Source organism: Micromonospora sp. LOL_014 (assembly GCF_048060245.1).
In the GTDB taxonomy this organism is placed as follows: Bacteria; Actinomycetota; Actinomycetes; order Mycobacteriales; family Micromonosporaceae; genus Micromonospora_E.
Genome location: NZ_JBHMIP010000035.1, coordinates 1 through 18,132, shown reverse-complemented (window position 1 = coordinate 18,132; position 18,132 = coordinate 1). Strand labels below are relative to the sequence as shown.

At 74.1% G+C, this 18,132-nt stretch carries 9 protein-coding genes; all 9 read right to left on the bottom strand.

Features of this window, described 5'->3' with window-relative positions:
• Positions 1-29: 29 nt before the first annotated feature.
• The gene (locus tag ACFHW1_RS24990; protein ID WP_416616242.1) at positions 30-1,190 is read right to left on the bottom strand and encodes a cytochrome P450; all 1,161 of its coding nucleotides are present in this window, start codon (positions 1,188-1,190) and stop codon (positions 30-32) included.
• Positions 1,191-1,218: 28 nt separating this feature from the next.
• Complete coding sequence (locus ACFHW1_RS24985) at positions 1,219-2,379, bottom strand: pyridoxal phosphate-dependent aminotransferase (protein ID WP_416616240.1); 1,161 nt, start codon at positions 2,377-2,379, stop codon at positions 1,219-1,221.
• Positions 2,380-2,390: 11 nt separating this feature from the next.
• The gene (locus ACFHW1_RS24980; RefSeq protein WP_416616239.1) at positions 2,391-3,344 is read right to left on the bottom strand and encodes a hypothetical protein; all 954 of its coding nucleotides are present in this window, start codon (positions 3,342-3,344) and stop codon (positions 2,391-2,393) included.
• Complete coding sequence (locus tag ACFHW1_RS24975) at positions 3,337-4,128, bottom strand: thioesterase II family protein (protein ID WP_416616238.1); 792 nt, start codon at positions 4,126-4,128, stop codon at positions 3,337-3,339. Before ACFHW1_RS24975 ends, ACFHW1_RS24980 begins: the two co-directional genes overlap by 8 nt.
• Before the next feature lie 17 nt (positions 4,129-4,145).
• Positions 4,146-5,402: an MFS transporter gene (locus ACFHW1_RS24970; protein WP_416616236.1), complete on the bottom strand. Its 1,257-nt coding sequence runs from the start codon at positions 5,400-5,402 to the stop codon at positions 4,146-4,148.
• Between the two features lie 53 nt (positions 5,403-5,455).
• A complete protein-coding gene (locus ACFHW1_RS24965) occupies positions 5,456-5,647 on the bottom strand; it encodes an MbtH family protein (protein WP_416616234.1) in 192 nt (63 codons plus the stop codon).
• 19 nt (positions 5,648-5,666) lie between these two features.
• Positions 5,667-8,963 (bottom strand): amino acid adenylation domain-containing protein, encoded by a 3,297-nt coding sequence (locus ACFHW1_RS24960; RefSeq protein ID WP_416616232.1) that lies wholly within the window; start codon positions 8,961-8,963, stop codon positions 5,667-5,669.
• Entirely contained in the window at positions 8,956-10,734 is a 1,779-nt protein-coding gene (locus ACFHW1_RS24955; protein WP_416616230.1) for a carbamoyltransferase, read from the bottom strand. The genes ACFHW1_RS24960 and ACFHW1_RS24955 overlap by 8 nt, the downstream gene beginning before the upstream one ends.
• Position 10,735: 1 nt before the next feature.
• Positions 10,736-18,132 (bottom strand): amino acid adenylation domain-containing protein (locus tag ACFHW1_RS24950; RefSeq protein ID WP_416616228.1); only part of this gene is annotated, 7,397 nt, incomplete at its 5' end.

Sequence of the window (18,132 nt, the reverse complement as noted above, 5' to 3'; positions counted from 1 at the left end):
TTCTGTTCAGGCGGTACGGGATGGGACGGTCACCACTGCACCCGGAGGGCGGCCAGGCCGCGGACGGACAGGCCCTGCTTCCACACCACCGGCTCGGGCACGTCGGCCAGCCGGAGCCCGGGGAAGCGGCGCAGCAGCCGGTCCAGCACGATCCGCAGCTGGAGTCGGGCCAGCGGCGCGCCGAGGCAACGGTGCACGCCGTGTCCGAAGGTCAGATGGACCGCATCGTTCTCCTGCGGATGCAACCCGTCCGGCCGAGCCCACACCTCGACGTCGCGGTTGCCGTGCAGTAGCGAGACCACCACCGCCTCGCCGGGCTGGACCGTGACGTCGCCGAGCCGCACCGGCTCCACGGCCACGCGCGGGAAGCTCACCGGGGTGACCGGGGTGAGGCGCAGCAGTTCGTCCACCATCGGTTCCAGCGCCTCCGGCCGGTCCCGCACGCCGACCAGCGCCGCCGGGTCGGACAGCAGCGCGAGGACGGAGAGACCTAGCTGGCCGACCGTGGTCTCGTACCCGGCCATCAACAGGGTCAGACCGAGGGTGAGCAGCTCGCCGGGGCTCAGCTGGCCCTGGTCCTGCGCCGCGATCAGCGCGGTGAGCAGGTCGTCGTCGGCGCGCGACCGCTTGCGCTCGATGAGGTCGCCCATGTAGTCGACTAGTTCGAGCCGGCGGCGGGACTTCTCCCGGGGCGTACTCGCGGAGATGTCGAAGAGCACCTCCACCCAGTTGCGGAAGACCGCCCCGTCCTCTCCGGGGATACCGACCAGCGAGCAGAGCACGGCCAACGGCAGCGGCGCGGCCAGCCCGGTGACCAGGTCGGCACCGGGTCCGGCGGCGGCCAACGCGGCCAGGTGCTCGTCGGTGAGGCGCTCGACGGCCGGCGCCATGGCGGCCACCCGGTGGGTGCTGAACGCGCCGCTCACCACCCGCCGCAGCCGGGCGTGCTCGGCACCGTCCATGCTCATCATGGCGTCCGCGGCGGGCTGGGCGTCGTTGAAGCGGGGCGCGTGCGGCCGGGTCGCCTCGGCCCGGCTGAGCCGCCGGTCGGCGAGCGCCTGCCGGCCCAGCCCGTGATCGCGGACGAGCCACATCTTGTCACCCATCGGGGTGTCGATCGGGACGACGCCGTCCCCGGGTGCCATGAAGGCGGGCATCGGTCCCAGTTCGGCACCGTGGTCGTGTCCCACTCGGATTCTCCCTTCCGCCGTGATGTGGTCAGGCGGTGATCCGACGCTCGGCCTCGCGCAGCGTCGCGGCCTGCCGGTTGAAGGCGATGCGGACGTAGCCCCGGCCCTGCTGCGGGTCGGCGAAGAACGGCGTGCCGGGGGCGAGCAGCACTCCGGCGCGGTCCAGCAGCCGGTGCGCGTACGCGGTGCAGTCCTCGCGCCCGCCGGTCAGCCCGCCGATGTCGGCCAGCAGGAAGCAGCCGCCCTCGGCGGGCGTGAACTTCATGCCCATGCCGGAGAAGATCTCCTGGGCCAGGTCGCGCCGCCGGCCCATCTCGGCGCACACCTCGGCGAGGTCGACCGAGCGGGCGGCGTGGCCGGCCGCGGCCTGCAACGGCGCGGCGGTGCCGTTGGTGGTCAGCTCGTGCACCCGCCGCAGGGTCTCGGTGCGAGTCGGGTCGCTGCGCAGGAAGCCGAGTCGCCAGCCGCTCACCGCGTGGCTCTTGGACAGCGAGCCGATCACGACGGTCCGCCCGGTCAACGCGGGGATCTCGGTGACCGAGACGTGCCGCCGGCCGTCGAAGACCAGGCTGCGGTAGACCTCGTCGGAGACTACCGTGGTGTCCCAGCGCTCGCACAGCTCGCCGATCTCGTTCAGCTCAGCACGGGTGAGGACCCGGCCGGTCGGGTTCGCCGGGGTGTTCAGCAGCACGGCCCGGGTGCGGTCGGTGAAGGCGGCGGCCAGTTCGGCCGGGTCGTACCGCCAGCCGGGGGCGTGCAGCCGGACGAACCGGGGGCGGGCGCCGACCAGCGAGGCGGCCGCGGCGAACTGCTCGTAGCCGGGCGTGAAGAGCACGACCTCGTCGCCGGGGTCGAGGGTGGACAGCAGCGCGACGTACAGGGCCTCGGTGGCGCCGGCGGTCACGGTGATCTCCTGTTCCGGGTCGGCGCCGTCGCCGAGCATGCCGGCGATCCAGTGGCGCAGGGCGGTCTCGCCGGCTGGGTGCTCGTACTGGTTGCGCCCGGCACGCATGGCCTCCGCGGCCCGGTCGATCAGGTTGTCGGCGGGCCGGGGATAACCGGGGGTACCGACCGCCAGGTCGAGGGCGTCGCGGGCCCGGGCCAGGGCGAACAGCCCGGTCAGGCTGTTGCCGGAGAGCGCCGCCGCCCGGGCGGAGACGAGCGGTCGGCGGGAGGTGGGACGCACCATCTCGGATCTCCTCAGATCTCCGGCCAACCAGCCGGGTCGATGCCGTGGCGGCACAGGAAGGCGTACGCGATCCGTTCCAGCCCGATGCCGATGCAGCCGGAGTACGCCGGCGACCCGTCGGGGGTGGTGATGCCGAAGGCGCTGCCGAACTTGCTGCCGTGCAGGTTGAACGAGCCGACCGCGACGGTGCGCCCCTCGGCCACCGGCATCACCAGCTCGTACTTCATCTTCAGGGCGCGCTGCACCATGACCCGCTTGGCGGTGGCGCCGCCGCCGAAGAACGGGTCGTTCGCGACCTCGACATGGCCGGCGAGGCGCAGGTCGTCGACCAGCCGGCAGACCGCCGCGACCATGGTCCTGCGCAGTTCGGCGACGGCCTCGCGGCTGCCGAAGAAGACCACCTCGCGCATGGTGAAGTCCCACAGCCGTTCCAGCGTGCGGTGGTCCTCCGCCTCGAAGCGGAAGATCCTGCCGCAGGCTGTGACGACGGTGCCGGCGGCGAGCACCTCACGCCCGGCGAACTGCTGGTACGCGTGATAGCAGACGGTCGGCGAGAGGCAGTACGAGGTCGGTTCGGTCCGGTCGTGCAGCACCTTGGCCGCGCCGGCAGGGTCTGCGAGCCACTGCGGCTCAGTGTCGGTGCGGAATCGGCCGGCGGTCATCAGCAGGTGCGGGAACGCGTCGAAGTAGCCGGCCCGGTGCAGCACGGCGGTCGGGACGAGAGCGGGATAGCGGTTCTCGACCGCGCCGAAGTCCCGCTCGGCCATCGCCCGGATCCGGTCGTCGAACCGGGTGAGCAACTGTGCGAGGAGCCCGCTCGCGGCGTATGATCCGGCGCCCATGCGGGTGACCATCCCGGCCCGTTCCAGGTCGGCGAAGTCGACGCGGGACCCACGCGGCATCGCCATGGAATGCCAGACGGCGGAGATCTCCGGGGCGAGGGTGGTGGTGGTGTGTTCAGGCATCACCGTAGCTCCTCTGGGTCGGTAGGGCCGCGCGGACCAGACGCAGCAGCGCGGCCTGCGACGTACGCGGGAAGAAGTGGCCGCCGGGGAGCACATGGCAGGCGAACCGGCCGGTGCTCTCCGCCGCCCAGGGCGCCAGGCGCGCAGGCGGCAGTTCGTGGTCGTCGCTGCCGGTGAAGGCGACCACCGGGCAGCCGAGCGGGGGCCGAGCCCGGTACTCGTACGTCTCGAAGACCGCGAAGTCGGCCCGGATCGCCGGCAGGAAGCACCGCAGCAGCTCCGACTCGTCGCGCAGTTCGTCCGGCAGCCCGCCCAGCGTCTCCAGCCGGGCCGTCAGGTCGGCGTCGGACGCGGCGTGCAGGGGCGGGTGCCTGCGGCCGAGCCGGGGTGCCGGGGTGCCGGAAACGAACAGCACCTCCGGCCGGCGGTCGCCACGGCGGTGCAGCTCGGCCGCGGTCTCGAAGGCGACGAGCGCGCCCATGCTGTGCCCGAACAGCGCGTACGGCACGTCCAGCTCAGCGGTGATGGCTGTGGCCAGTGCGTCGACGAGCGGTTCGAGCCGGGTGTACGAACGTTCCCGCAGCCGGGCACCCCGGCCGGGCAGCTCGATCGGGCACACCTCGACGTCGGCGCCGAGCGCGCCGCGCCACGACTCGTACGCCTGGGCCGCGCCACCCGCGTAGGGCAGGCAGAACAGCCGGAGGGCGGGCGGGTACACGGGCCGGGGGCCGGCGATCCAGCCGCGCGCGCGGCCGGCCGCCGGGTGGGTGGCGATGGGGTTCACGGGTCGGTTTCTCCTGCCTACCGGCTGACTTTCGGTTCGAGCCCGGCTCCCGGCTCAAGTCCGGCGGCCGCGCTGTCGTCGTCGGCCACCGACGGCGCCACCTCTGGCCGGGCGACGCGCCCGGCCAGCAGCGAGACGGCGCAGAGCACCGCGGTAGCGGCCATGATCAGGTACATGGCGTGGTAGCCGAGCACGCCGATGAGTGCGGCGCCCACGGCGATGGACACCGCCTGCGCGGTGCCGGTGACGCTGCTCACCGCGGCGTTAACCCGGCCCTGCATGCGCGCCGGGGTGTAGAGATGCAGGGCGGTGCCCAGGGAGATCACCACGAACGGCAGGCCAAGGCCGAACGCGGCCACCCCGACCAGGAACAACGGGACGTCACCGGCCAGGCACAGCAGCAGGCCGACGGCGATCAGCGCGTAGCCCGCACCGGTCGCCCGGACCTCGCCCCACCGCCGCACCGCCGCCCCGGCGACCAGTCCGCCGGCCACCGACCCGGCACCCTGCACCGACGTGATCACGCCGAGGAAGGCGGCCGGGCGGCCCAGCCCCTGGTTCGCGGCGAAGATGGCGGTCTCCAGCATCCCCACGACGGTCATGAAGGCCAAGGTGGTGGCCGCCAGGCGCAGCAGTATCGGCACGGTGGCGACGAAGCGGAACCCAGCGGCCACCGACGTACGGAACCGCTCGGCGGCCGGTTCCGGCGCCGACTCCACCACCTGCACGGAGACGAGCAGCAGGGCGGCCACGGTGAAGGTCACGGTGCCGAACATGGCCAGCGCGCCGCCGCCGAAGGCCACGTACACCGCCGCGCCGGCCACCGGCGAGACGATCCGAACGCCCTCCCCGGTCGCGAGGATCAGGGAGCGCGCCGCCGCCGCGTCCGCCGACGGCAGCACATCCTTGAGCAGCGCAGGCGGGGCCGGGCTGGCGGAGAACACGCCGTATGCGAACGTGACCAGGTAGATGATCCACACCTGGCCGGCGTCGCGCACCGCCAGCAGGCTGAGGAACAGGACCGCCATGCCGAGATCCATGCCGATCATCAGCCGCCGCCGGCTGACCCGGTCGACGACGTGGCCGAGCAACGGCGCGAACAGCCCGGGCGCCGCGATGGTGAGGAATACGATACCGGCCGCCGCGTTCGAGCCTGTCAGGTCCTTGACCCAGATGGCCAGCGAGAGATAGACGGCGCTTTCCCCGAAGCTGGTCACCACGTTGCCGGCGAAGATCCGGCGGAAGCGCCGGTTGGTACGCAAGAGCGTCCACATGAGATTCATCCTCCGTGTCGCGGGCGGCGGCGGGTTGGGCTGCCGCGCCGCCGTCAGCGCTCGCCCATGGCGACGCGCAGGCTACGCGGCCGCATGTCGGTCCAGGTCTCGTCGATGAACTCCAGGCACTCCTCCCGGGTCCCGCGCACGCCGACGGTGTTCCAACCGGCAGGGAGGGTACGGCCGGCGGCCCAGATGGAGTACTGCTCCTCGTCGTTGACGACGACGTCGTACTGGTCGCTCATGGTCTTGTCCTTTCGGATCTCAGCGGGGAGGTGCGGGTGCGCGCCGGCGCTCGACGGCGGTGACGAGGCCGCGCATGGTGGGTTCGGCCAGAAAGTCGGCGAGGTCCAGGGCCACGCCGAACATCTCGTCCACCCGGGCGAGCAGTTTCAGGGCCTTGATCGAGTGGCCGCCCAGGGCCACGAAACTGTCCTCGGGGCGGGCCTGGGCGATGCCCAGTGCCTCGCACCAGAGGGCACCGACGGCGTCGGTGAGGGCGTCGGAAGGTCTAGCTTCCGGTGGTGCGGCCTCCGGGGATCCGGGCGCAGGGTCGCCGTCCCGGGACCAGGCGGACAGCAGCGCGGCCCGGTCCACCTTGCCGTTCGTGTTCAACGGCAGCTGGTCGGTCACCACCACCAGGGCGGGGACCATGTAGTCGGGCAGCAGGTCGCGCAGCCGCGCGGTGAGCCCGGCGGGGTCGGCGGTGCCGGCGACGTGGGCGAGCAGTTCGGTGCTGGTGGGCGTGGCACGGGCTAGGACCACCGCGTCGGTGACGCCGGGCAGCGAGCGCAGCGCGTGCTCGATCTCGCCCAGCTCCACTCGGAAGCCGCGCACCTTCACCTGGTCGTCCACCCGGCCGACGAAGTGGAACGCACCGTCCGCCCGGGGCCGCACCCGGTCGCCGGTGCGGTAGAGGCGGCCACCGGCGTCCGGGCCGAACGGGTCGGGAACGAAGCGGTCCGCGGTGAGCGCGGGGTTGCCGTGATAACCGCGGGCCAGGCCCGCGCCGCCGACGTAAAGCTCGCCCTCGGCGCCGGACGGGACCGGCTCGCCACCCGGACCGAGGGCGTACGCGGTCGAGCCGGACACGGCGTGCCCGATCGGCAGCGGCCCCGGGTCGAGGTCCGCCGGGGTGACCCGTTGCAGGGTGCTGACCGTGGTGTTCTCGGTGGGGCCGTAGACGTTCATGACGCGGGCGGGCGGCCGGCCGGCCATCAGCCGGGCCAGGCGTTGCTCGTCGGCCTTCTCCCCGCCGAAGACCAGTAGCCGCAGCTCCGCCAGCGCGTCCGGCGCGATGTCGATCACCGTGTTGAGCAGCGCGGTGGGCAGGCCCAGGACGCTGATCCGGCGGCCGCCGAGGAAGGCGCGCAGCCGGGTCGGCGACAGGGCGTCCTCCTTGTCGCCGATCTCCAGCACGGCACCGGCACCGAGCGCGCCCCAGATCTCCAGGACGGCCGCGTCGAACGCCGGGTTGCACAGGTGTGCCACCCGGTCGTCGCGGTGGTAGGTGAGGCCCTCGGCGTTTGGAACGAGCCGGCTGATCCCTCGGTGCGGGACCACCACGGTCTTTGGCCGCCCGGTGGAGCCCGAGGTGGACATCAGGTAGGCGGCGTCCTCGCCGACGAGCCGCACCGGAACCGCCGCGTCGGCCGGCACGCCGGGCAGGTCCTCGACGCGCAGCACGGGTAGCTCGGCGGGCAGCGGCGGCGGTGTCCCGGCGACCAGCGCCGCGTCGGCCACCCCGCGGACCGCGGAGCGAACCCGCTCGACCGGCTGACCGGGGTCGAGCGGGAGGTAGGCGCCGCCGGCGTAGGAGATGCCGAGGTACGCGCAGATCGCGTCCACTCCGCGCGGCATCGGCACCGCCACCACGGAGCCCCGGCGCAGCCCTGCGGCGCGCAGCCCGCTCGCGATGGCGACGGCCCGCTCGTCCAGTTCCCGGTAGGTGAGCTCGACGTCCCGGTGCCGCACGGCGGGCGCGTCCGGTTGCTGCCGGGCCCACCGGCGGACGAGCTCGGGAAGGGGGCGCCGGGCGGGTGTCCCGGACCCCGGCGCGCCGGGGTCCGCGGGCAGGCACAGCGGCGCGTCCGGCCGGGCGAACGCCGAGCGGGCGGCCGCGATGAACGCACCGTGCACCTCCGCCGCCCGCTCGGCGGAGAAGAGCCCGCCGGCGTACTCGAACTCGGTGACGGTGCGGTCCGCCTCCCGGGTCACCGACCACAGCAGCTCGTACTTGGCGGTCCCGGTGGGCAGCAGCTCGCGCCGGCCGGTCAGGCCGTCGAGCCGCAGCCCGCGGCCAGCCGCGTCGAGGTAGGTGAGGCCGGCCTGGACGAGCGGCGCGCGGGCCGGATCGCCGCCGGGGCCGAGATCTTCCACGATGGTCTGGAACGGCACGCCCCGATGGGCCAGCGCCTCGGTGGCGGCCCGGCGTACCTGGCGGGCCAGGTCCCGGGCGGTGGCACCAGCCGCGACGGCGAGCCGCAGCGGCACCGGATCCACGAACATCCCGATCTCGTCGCGCCGACCGGCGGGCCGTGAGGAGACCGCGATGCCGATCACGACGTCGCGTTCGCCGGTCTGCGCGACCAGCCCGGCCACGTAGGCCACGATCCAGGTCATGAACGGGCTGAGCCGTTCCTGGCGGGCCAGCTCGGCCATGCCCGCGAGCAGTTCCTCGGGAGCGGTCAGCGGGTGCACGTCGCCGGTGCCGTCCAGCACGTCGGGCCGCGGCAGGTCGTGCGGCAGCGCGATGCCCCGGGGCGCGCCGACGAGCACCCGCCGCCAGTACGCGCGGGCGTCGTCCGGGTCGATGAGCCGGCCGGCGGCCGGTGGTGCGGCCGGTGGTGCGGCCTCGCCGCCGGCGTAGAGCCGGCCCAGGTCGTCCTCCAGGATCGCCAGCGAGGCACCGTCGCAGACCAGGTGGTGCACGGTGAGCAGGAGCAGGTCGTCGCCCTCGCCGCCGTCGACGGCCAGGGCCCGCAGCAGCGGCGGCCGGGCCAGGTCGAACGGCCGCCGGGCGTGCTCGTCCAGCACCTCGCGCAGCTCGTCGGCCGGCAGGTCCCGGGCGTCCAGCCAGCGGCAGGAGGCGCTCGACCGAGCCTCGGTCACCGCTCGGCCCGGTGCCTCGAAGCCGCGGCGCAGCGCGTCGTGCCGCTCGACGAGCCGGTCCAGGGCAGTCCGCAGCCGCGGCACGTCGATGCGCCCGGGGAACCGGTAGAGCGCGGCGATGTGGTAACGCGGCGACCCGGGGTTCAGCCGCTCGGCGAACCACAGCCGTTCCTCGGCGGCGGTGAGCGGGCGCTCGGCGCGCCCGGGCCGCGGGTCGGTGAGGAACGACAGGAGCCGGCCGAACTCCGGGTACTGGTAGAGGATGTCCAGGTCGAGCTCGGTGCCGGTGAGCGCGCGCAGGCTGATGGCGGTCTCTACGGCCAGCGCGGAGTCGCCGCCGACGGCGAAGAAATCGTCCTCGGGGTCGACGTGGTCGGCACCGAGCACCGCGCACCAGATCCCGGTGACGGTCTCGCGCAGACCGTCGGTGACTTCACGCCGGTCAGTCATCGGAGCCTCCGGCCGGCTCCCGCACGACCAGCCAGTCGCCGATCGCCAGGGCGTCGAGGGTGGACCGGGCATAGGTGGCGACGGCCTCGGCCGGGGTCCGCACGATCGGCTGGCCGCGCAGGTTGAACGAAGTGTTGAGCAGCACCGGCGTGCCGTGGTCGGTGCCGAAGCGACAGATCAGGGCGTGGAAGCGCGGCGCCAGGTCCGGCTCGACCACCTGGACCCGGGCCGAGCCGTCGACGTGGGTGACCGCCGGCAGGGCGGCGCGGTGCTGCTCGCGCACCTGGGTGACGAAGAGCATGTGTCGGAAGACGCCCTCCCGGCCGGGTTCGATCTCGAAGTACTCGCCGGCCACTTCGGCGGGCACGGCCGGGGCGAACGGCCGGAACTCCTCGCGCTGCTTGACCATCGCGTTGAGGTGCGCGCGCATGTCCGGGACGGTGGGGTCGGCCAGGATGCTGCGGTTGCCGAGGGCGCGTGGCCCGAACTCCATACGCCCCTGGTACCAGGCGACCACCGCGCCGGAGCCGATCAGGCCGGACACCTCGGCGAGCATCGGGGCGCCGGGCAGGTGCCGCACCCGATGGCCGGGCCCGAGCGTGGCAAGGCCCGTCTCGATCTCGGTGTCGTCGAACTCCTCCCCCCAGTACGGCATGCCCATCGCCCACGGTGCGGCCGGCACCCGCTCGCGCAGCACGTGCAGTGCGGCGCCGAGGGCGGTCCCGTCGTCGCCGGCGGCGGGCTGGACGAACATCCCGTCGAACCGGCCGCTGCGGGCGATCCTGCCGTTGGCGGTGCAGTTCAGGGCGACACCGCCGGCCATGCAGAGGTTCCGGGACGTCTCTCCGGTGGCGTCCAGACCCTCGCCGAGGACCAGGAACAGCCCCTCCTCCACCGCCCGCTGCACCACCGCGGCGACGTCCATGTGACGCTGGGTGACCGGGGCGTCGGGGCGGCGCGCCGGCCCGAACAGCTCCTCGAGGCGGCGGATCGCGCCCCGGTGGGTCTCGCGCTCCTCCGGTGTCTTGTCGTGGGCCAGCACCGGCACGGCGAGGTCGCCGCCCGGCCGGGGTACCACCAGCGTGGCCTCCGGGAAAGCGCCGGGGTCGCCGTACGGCGCGAGCCCCATCACCTTGTACTCGTCCATGCCGGGCAGGAAGCCGAGGTACTGCGTGACGACGCTGTAGAGGATGCCCAGCGAGCTGCCGATCGGGTAGCTGCGCAGCGGCTCCAGCCGGCCGTCGCGCCCACGGAACAGCGACGTGGACTCGCTCTCCCCCATGCCGTCGGCGACCAGCACCACCGCGTCGCGGAAGCCACTGAGGTGGTAGCTGCTGGCGGCGTGTGCGAGGTGGTGCGGGACGCGGACCAGCTTGCGGTCCCAGTCCTGATCCGGGTAGTACGCCCGGAGCACGTCGAACTGGACCTCCGCCCGGTACGCCTCCTGGTACCAGCGCCGCAGGTAGTCGTCCAGCTCGAAGACCGGGGACGGCTCGTACCGGAAGCCGTGCGCGACGAAGTCGACGTCGTCCATCGTGGCCCCGGCCTGGCGCAGGCACGCGGCCACGGCATCGGCCGGAAAGGCGCCGGTGCCCTTCTCGCCGTCGTGGCGTTCCTGCGCCGAGGCCGCGATGACGCCGTTCTCGTCGACCAGCGCGGCGGCCGAGTCGAGGCCCTGCACCAGGCGCTGCTCGCGCCAGTCGAGCCCGGGCATCATCCGTTTCTTGAGCGCGGCGGCCCGGTCGAGACCACTGATACCGAGGACCAGCACGTCAATCTCCTGTCTGTGCGGTGAAGCCGCGGAGGGCGTCGGCGACGGCCGTCACCCGGGGGTGGTGCAAGAGTTCGAAGTGGTCGCCGTCGACGTCGGTGACCGTGAGCGAGCCGGTCAGGTCGCGCCAGGCGGTGGCGATCGGGTCGCGGTCGGGGCCGCGGCCGAGGATCAGCGCGGCCGGGCCGGGGAACGGGGCGGGCCGGTGCGCGGCGAGGCCGGCGAACACGTCACGCCAGAAGGTGACGAGGCCGGCGGCGGTGGGACCGTCCAGGTCGGCAACGGCCGCCGGGTCGACACCCAGGGTGGCGAGGAGCCGACCGGCGCCGGCGGACCGCAGCAGCGGTCCCGGTCCCTCGGCGGCGACCCGGTGGCGCAGGTCGTCGAGGACGGCGATGTCGCCGCGGTAGTCCGCCGGGTCGATGCGGGGGTCGGCGTCCACGAGAACGAGCTGGTGGGTGCGGATGCCGTGCTCTGCCAGCGCCCGGGCGAGTTCGTGGGCGATGACGCCGCCGGCCGACCAGCCGGCGACCACCGGCTCCCGGTCCTCGAGGACCGGGACGAGTTCCTCGGCGTAGCGCCGGGCCAGGCCGGCGACATCGGCGGCGCCGGTCTCCCCGGCACCGAACCGTCCCTGGACGCCGTACGTCTCGAAGTCGGCCCGTGTCTCGGCGAGCAGGTCCCGGTAGCTGAACAGGGTGCCGCCGACCGGGTGGACGAGCACGAGCGGGCGCCCGCCCGGGACGCCGTCGAGCCGGATCACGTTGCCGCCGTCGCCGCCCTCGCGACGCAGCAGCGCGTCGAGCCGGCCGGCCTGCTCGGCGACGGTCGGCGCGGTGTAGAGGGTGGCGAGCGGGATCTCGATCCGGAACTCGCGGCCCAGCGCCATAGCCAGCCGGACCGCGAGCAGGGAGTGCCCGCCCAGAGCGAAGAAGTCGTCGTGCACGCCCACCCGGACGACGCCGAGCAGGTCCCGCCAGACCGCCGCGATCCGCCGCTCGGTCCCGGTGGCCGGAACGGTCCGCTCGGCTGGTTCGGCACCGTCGGGTACGGCCTCGACCTCCTCGGGTTCGACCCGCTGGCCGAGGATCTTCACCTGATGGTCGCCCCGGCCGAGGAACTCGATCTGACCGTCCACGGTGTACCGGCCCAGGTCGCCGGTACGGTACAACCGGCCGCCCGACGCGCCCCACGGATCCGGCACGAAGACCGCCGCCGTGGCCCCCGGCCGGCCCAGATAGCCCCGGCCCACCCCGGGACCACCGAGAACGATCTCGCCCACCACACCCGGCGGCACCAGCGCGAGACCGTCGTCCACCAGGTACACCCGCACGTTCCCGTACGGACGGCCCAGCACCGGCGACGGGTACGCCCCGACGTCGGCGTAGACGGCGTCCACCGTCGCCTCTGCGGGCCCGTACGTGTTGTGCGCGGTCAGCCCCGGCCGGGAGCCCAGGGCCCGCCACAGATCCGGCGGGCACGCCTCGCCACCCACCGAGATCAGGCGCGGTGGGTACGGGGCGTCCAGCAGCCCCGCCTCCACCATGAGCTGCACCTGCGACGTGGTGGCGTCGATAACCTGGACCGCCCGCTCCGGGTCCCGGGCCAGCTCGACCAGACGCCGCGGATCGCGACCCTCCGCACCCGTGAGCACCAGCAGCCGGTGCCCGTCCAACAGCGGCAGCAACTGGGCAAGGAAAAAGTCGGAGATGAACGCCGACGTCCCGGTCACCACCCGGGCCGGCCGGCCCGGTTCGACACCGGCCCGACGCATCCGCGGCAGCAACAGGGACTCCGCGAAGTTCGCCAGGCTGCCATGCTCGACCAGCACGCCCTTGGCCCGGCCACTCGACCCGGACGTGAACATCACATACGCCAGGTCCCGCACACCCACCCGCGGCAGCACCACACCCTCCACCCCGGCGCCCGCATCCGGCGACACCACCGGCCACGACCCAGACACCCGATCCACATCCGCGTCCGCCGACACGACCACGGCGGGCCGGGCGTCCGCCAGCATCGCCGCCAAACGCTCCACCGGCAGCTCCGGATCCAGCGGCAGGAACGCCCCACCGGCCTTCCACACCGCCCACACCGCCACCACCGCCTCGACACCCGGCCGCAGGTGCAGGCCCACCACATCCCCGCGACGCACCCCGGACACCGCAAGCCGGCACGCCAACACCTCACTACGCGCGTCCAGACCCGCGTGGGTCAACGTCCCCGCCGCCGACTCCACCGCCACCGCGTCCGGCCACCGGGCCGCCCGCTCCCGCAGCAGCTCGTGCACCGGGGTAACGGGCCCCTCGACGGCACCGGCCCCGGTCCAGGCGGTGATCCGCTCCCGCTCCCGAGGGCTGGCCGCCAGCAGGTCCGAGACAGCGGCGTGCGGCGACCCGGTCAGGGTGCGCAGCAGGTCGGCGTAGGCCGCCAGCAGCTCGTCGGCGTCCGCCTCTGCCAGGACGTCGGTGCCGAACTCCAGGTCGAGTCGCAGCCCGTCCGGCGTGCGGGCCGCGCCGAGCGTCACGTCGAAGTGCTTGCCGCCACCGCCGAGGCGCAGGTCGCGCATGGTCAGGCCGGGCGCTGCGGCGGCCAGCCGGTCCGCTGCCGGCGCGTCCGGGGTGAAAGCGAAGAGGGTACGGAACAACGGGTTGCCGCCGTCCACCCGGTCCGCCGCCACTGCCCGGACCACGTGCTCGAACGGCGCCTCCTGATGGGCGAAGGCGTCCAGCACAGCCGAGCGGACACGCCGCAGGTGCGCGCCGAAGTCGTCCTCGGGGCGGACCGTCACGCGCAGCGCGAGCGTGTTGACGAAGAAGCCGACGAGCGGTGCCAGGTCCGGGTGGGAGCGGCCGGCGACCGGGACGCCGACGGTCAGGTCCCGTTCGCCAGAGACCCGCGCCAGCAGGAGCAGGTAGACGGCGAGGTGCGCGGCGAACTCGGTGGCTCCCGCCCGCGCACGGATCCGGTCCAGCCCGGCCAGCAGGTCGGCGGGCAGGGTCCGGGTGCGCTCCCCCGCGGTGACGGTCGCCGGGCGGGTCACGGACGGCTTCGGCCAGGCGGGTGCGGCCCCGTCGAGCGTCCGGCGCCAGTAGTCCAAGTCGTCGTCGGCGCGGCGCGCCACCAGGTCGCGGTGCCACATCGCGTAGTCGGCGTAGCTGACCTCGATCGGCGGCAGGCCGGCCGCTGCGGCGTCGCCGCCGGCCCGGTACAGCGCCCACAGCTCGCGGTCGAGCACGTCGACGGACCACTCGTCGACGGCCACGTGGTGGGCGACGAACAGCAGCACGTGCCGGTCCGGAGCGGTACGCCAGACGTCCGCTCGCAGTATAGGGCCGACGCTGAGGTCGAAGGGCCGGCGGACTGCCCGCTCGATCAGGCCGGGTAGGTCCGCCTCGGCGGCGTCCCGCACCGCCAGGCCGGCCGCGCCGGCCGCACCGACGCGCTGCACGACCCGTCCGGCCGCGTCCAGGTGCAGCGTCGTGCGGAGCGGCTCGTGGCGTTCGGCCAGGGCTCGCACCGCCGCGCCGAGCACGGCCGGATCGAGGTCGCCGAAGATCTCGTAGCCCCACGGCACGTGGTACGTCGCGCTGCCCGGGTCGAGCCGCCACAAGAACCACTGGCGTTCCTGGGCGTGCGAGGCCGGCGTGTCGCCGTCGGGCGCGGTGCGCGGGATCGGCCCAGCCTCGCCGGTCGTGTGCTCGTCGATCAGCGCCGCCTGCGCCGCGACCGTGGGCCGCGCGAAGATCTCGTGCAGCGGCAGGCCGGCACCCAGTTCCGCGCCGACGCGCATGACGAGCCGGACGGCGAGCAGGGAGTGCCCGCCGAGGGCGAAGAAGTCGTCGTGCACGCCGACCAGCGCGAGGCCGAGCAGGTCCCGCCAGACCTCGGCGACCCGCCGCTCGGTGTCGGTACGCGGCGCGACCACGTCCCGGCCGGCCGGCTCGGGCTCGAAGTCGTCGGGTACGGTCAGCGCCCGTCGGTCCAGCTTGCCGCCGGCCGTCGTGGGCAGCGCGTCCACCGGCACGAACACCGACGGCACCGCCGCGGCCGGCAACCGCGCCGCCAGATACACCCGCAAGTCGTCCGGGCCGGCGTCCCCGACCACGTCCCCGACCACGTACGCGACCAGCCGCGACCCGCCCTCCGCGCCGAAGCGCTGCGCGCCCACCGCCGCCGCTGTCACGTCCGGATGCTCCCGCAGCACGGCCTCGACCTCCTCGGGTTCGACCCGCTGGCCGAGGATCTTCACCTGATGGTCGCCCCGGCCGAGGAACTCGATCTGACCGTCCACGGTGTACCGGCCCAGGTCGCCGGTACGGTACAACCGGCCGCCCGACGCGCCCCACGGATCCGGCACGAAGACCGCCGCCGTGGCCCCCGGCCGGCCCAGATAGCCCCGGCCCACCCCGGGACCACCGAGAACGATCTCGCCCACCACACCCGGCGGCACCAGCGCGAGACCGTCGTCCACCAGGTACACCCGCACGTTCCCGTACGGACGGCCCAGCACCGGCGACGGGTACGCCCCGACGTCGGCGTAGACGGCGTCCACCGTCGCCTCTGCGGGCCCGTACGTGTTGTGCGCGGTCAGCCCCGGCCGGGAGCCCAGGGCCCGCCACAGATCCGGCGGGCACGCCTCGCCACCCACCGAGATCAGGCGCGGTGGGTACGGGGCGTCCAGCAGCCCCGCCTCCACCATGAGCTGCACCTGCGACGTGGTGGCGTCGATAACCTGGACCGCCCGCTCCGGGTCCCGGGCCAGCTCGACCAGACGCCGCGGATCGCGACCCTCCGCACCCGTGAGCACCAGCAGCCGGTGCCCGTCCAACAGCGGCAGCAACTGGGCAAGGAAAAAGTCGGAGATGAACGCCGACGTCCCGGTCACCACCCGGGCCGGCCGGCCCGGTTCGACACCGGCCCGACGCATCCGCGGCAGCAACAGGGACTCCGCGAAGTTCGCCAGGCTGCCATGCTCGACCAGCACGCCCTTGGCCCGGCCACTCGACCCGGACGTGAACATCACATACGCCAGGTCCCGCACACCCACCCGCGGCAGCACCACACCCTCCACCCCGGCGCCCGCATCCGGCGACACCACCGGCCACGACCCAGACACCCGATCCACATCCGCGTCCGCCGACACGACCACGGCGGGCCGGGCGTCCGCCAGCATCGCCGCCAAACGCTCCACCGGCAGCTCCGGATCCAGCGGCAGGAACGCCCCACCGGCCTTCCACACCGCCCACACCGCCACCACCGCCTCGACACCCGGCCGCAGGTGCAGGCCCACCACATCCCCGCGACGCACCCCGGACACCGCAAGCCGGCACGCCAACACCTCACTACGCGCGTCCAGACCCGCGTGGGTCAACGTCCCCGCCGCCGACTCCACCGCCACCGCGTCCGGCCACCGGGCCGCCCGCTCCCGCAGCAGCTCGTGCACCGGGGTAACGGAGATCTCCGCTTCGGAGACCGTCGCCCCGGTGCCCTGCCAGGAGGCGAGCAGCCGTTCCTCCGCCGCGCCCAGCAGCGAGTGGTTGCGGCGGTGCGCCTCGCCGGCACCGTCGCCGGCGATGGCACGCAGGGCACGCAGGTGGTAGTCGCGGATCCGGGTGATCTGACCCGCGGCGAACTCCTGGAGCGTGTAGTCGATCTCCAGCAGCAGGCCGCCGCCGGGCTCGTGGCTCACCGTCACGTCCAGCGGGAAGTTGGTGCGGGCGACGCCGGGCAGCGCCGGCGCGGTGCCCGTGGTGGCGAGCGTGCCGTCGGTGGCCAGCCGGGCGATCCGGTGGAAGTTGTTGTAGGTGAAGTTGGTTTCGACCAGCGGCTGGTCGCCGCCGAAGTCCCGCTGGACCGCGGCCATCGGGTACCGACGGTGCGGCACCAGATCACGCTCGGCGCGGAAGACCGCCGCGGCCAGCTCGTGCCAGCCGCCGTCGGGCAGCCGCACCCGCAGCGGCACTGTGTTGAGGAAGAGCCCACGGGCCTCGGTGCCGTCGGTCTCCTCCAGCCGGCCGTTCGCGGTCAGCCCGATCAGCACGTCGGACGCGCCGGTGAGCAGGCCGATCACGGTCAGATGGGCGGCGAGCACGACGGTCTTGAGCGGCACCCCGGCGCGGCTGGCGAACGCGGTCAGGTCGGGCAGCAGGTCCGCCGGCAGCGGTGTGGCCAACGACCCGTGGCCGGCGGCCTCGTCGCGGCGGTGCCGCTCGCCCGGAATCGTCTCCGCGGCTGGCTCCACCGTGGCGGCGGGCCACCGGGGAAGCCGCCCGTCCGGGGTTGCGGCGAGGCGTTCCCGCCAGAAGTCCCGGCTGCGCGCGGACCGCAGGGCGGCGCGTTCGGTGGCGACGAAGTCCCGGTAGAGCGAACGCAGGGGCGCTACGCCGGGGCGTTCCCCGGCGAGCAGCCGGCGGTAGAGGCCGGTGATCTCCTCGATCGTCGCGACCATGCTCCAGCCGTCCAGGATGGCGTGGTGCTCGGTGATGGTCCACTGGAACGCGTCGTCGGCGAGCACGTGCACGGCCATCCGGCAGAGCGGGGCCGTGGCGAGGTCGAACCGGGCCCGTTGCTGCTCGCGCAGGTAGCAGTCGAGCGCCTCGGCCTGCTCGGCGGTGGGCATCCGGCGCAGGTCGACGACGAGGAACGGCACCTCGACAGCGGTGTGGACCAGTTGCATCGGCTCGCCGAAGCCGGTCAGGTCGAACGACGTGCGCAACACCGGGTGCCGGGCCACGACCAGGCCGGTCGCCGCCCGGAAGCGCGCCTCGTCGAACCGGCCGGCCAGCCGCAGCGTCTCCACGTTGTGGTACGCGTTGCGCGCCGGGTCGCGCTCCATCTCGTAGACCATGCCCACCTGGAGCTGTGTCATCGGGTACGCGTCCGCCAGCCCGGCCGGCAGCACCGCCCGGTCCGCCGCTGCGACCAGCTCGAACGGCCGGCTCTCCGGGGCGGGCACGGGACCGGCCGGGGCGACGTGGGCGGCCAGTCCGGCCGGCGTGGGCGCGTCCAGCAGGTCCTGGAGGCCCAGGGCGAGTCCGGCGTCGCGGACCCGGCCGAGCACCTGGATGCTGCGGATCGAGTCGCCGCCCAGGTCGAAGAAGTTGTCATGCCGGCCCACCCGGTCCAGGCCGAGCACCCGGCCCCAGATCCTGGAGAGAAGCTCCTCCACCTCGCCGATCGGCGCCTCGTACCGCTGGCGCAGGGCCGGCCGGGCCACTGCCGGCTTGGGAAGAGCCCGGCGGTCGACCTTGCCCTGCGGGGTGAGCGGCAGCACGTCCATCGGCACGAGGTACCGGGGAACCATGTAGTCCGGCAGCCGCCCGCCGAGCCACGCGCGCAGTTCGTCCGGCGACGGTGCCGGGCCGGCGGCGACCAGGTAGGCGGCCAGGTCGGCCT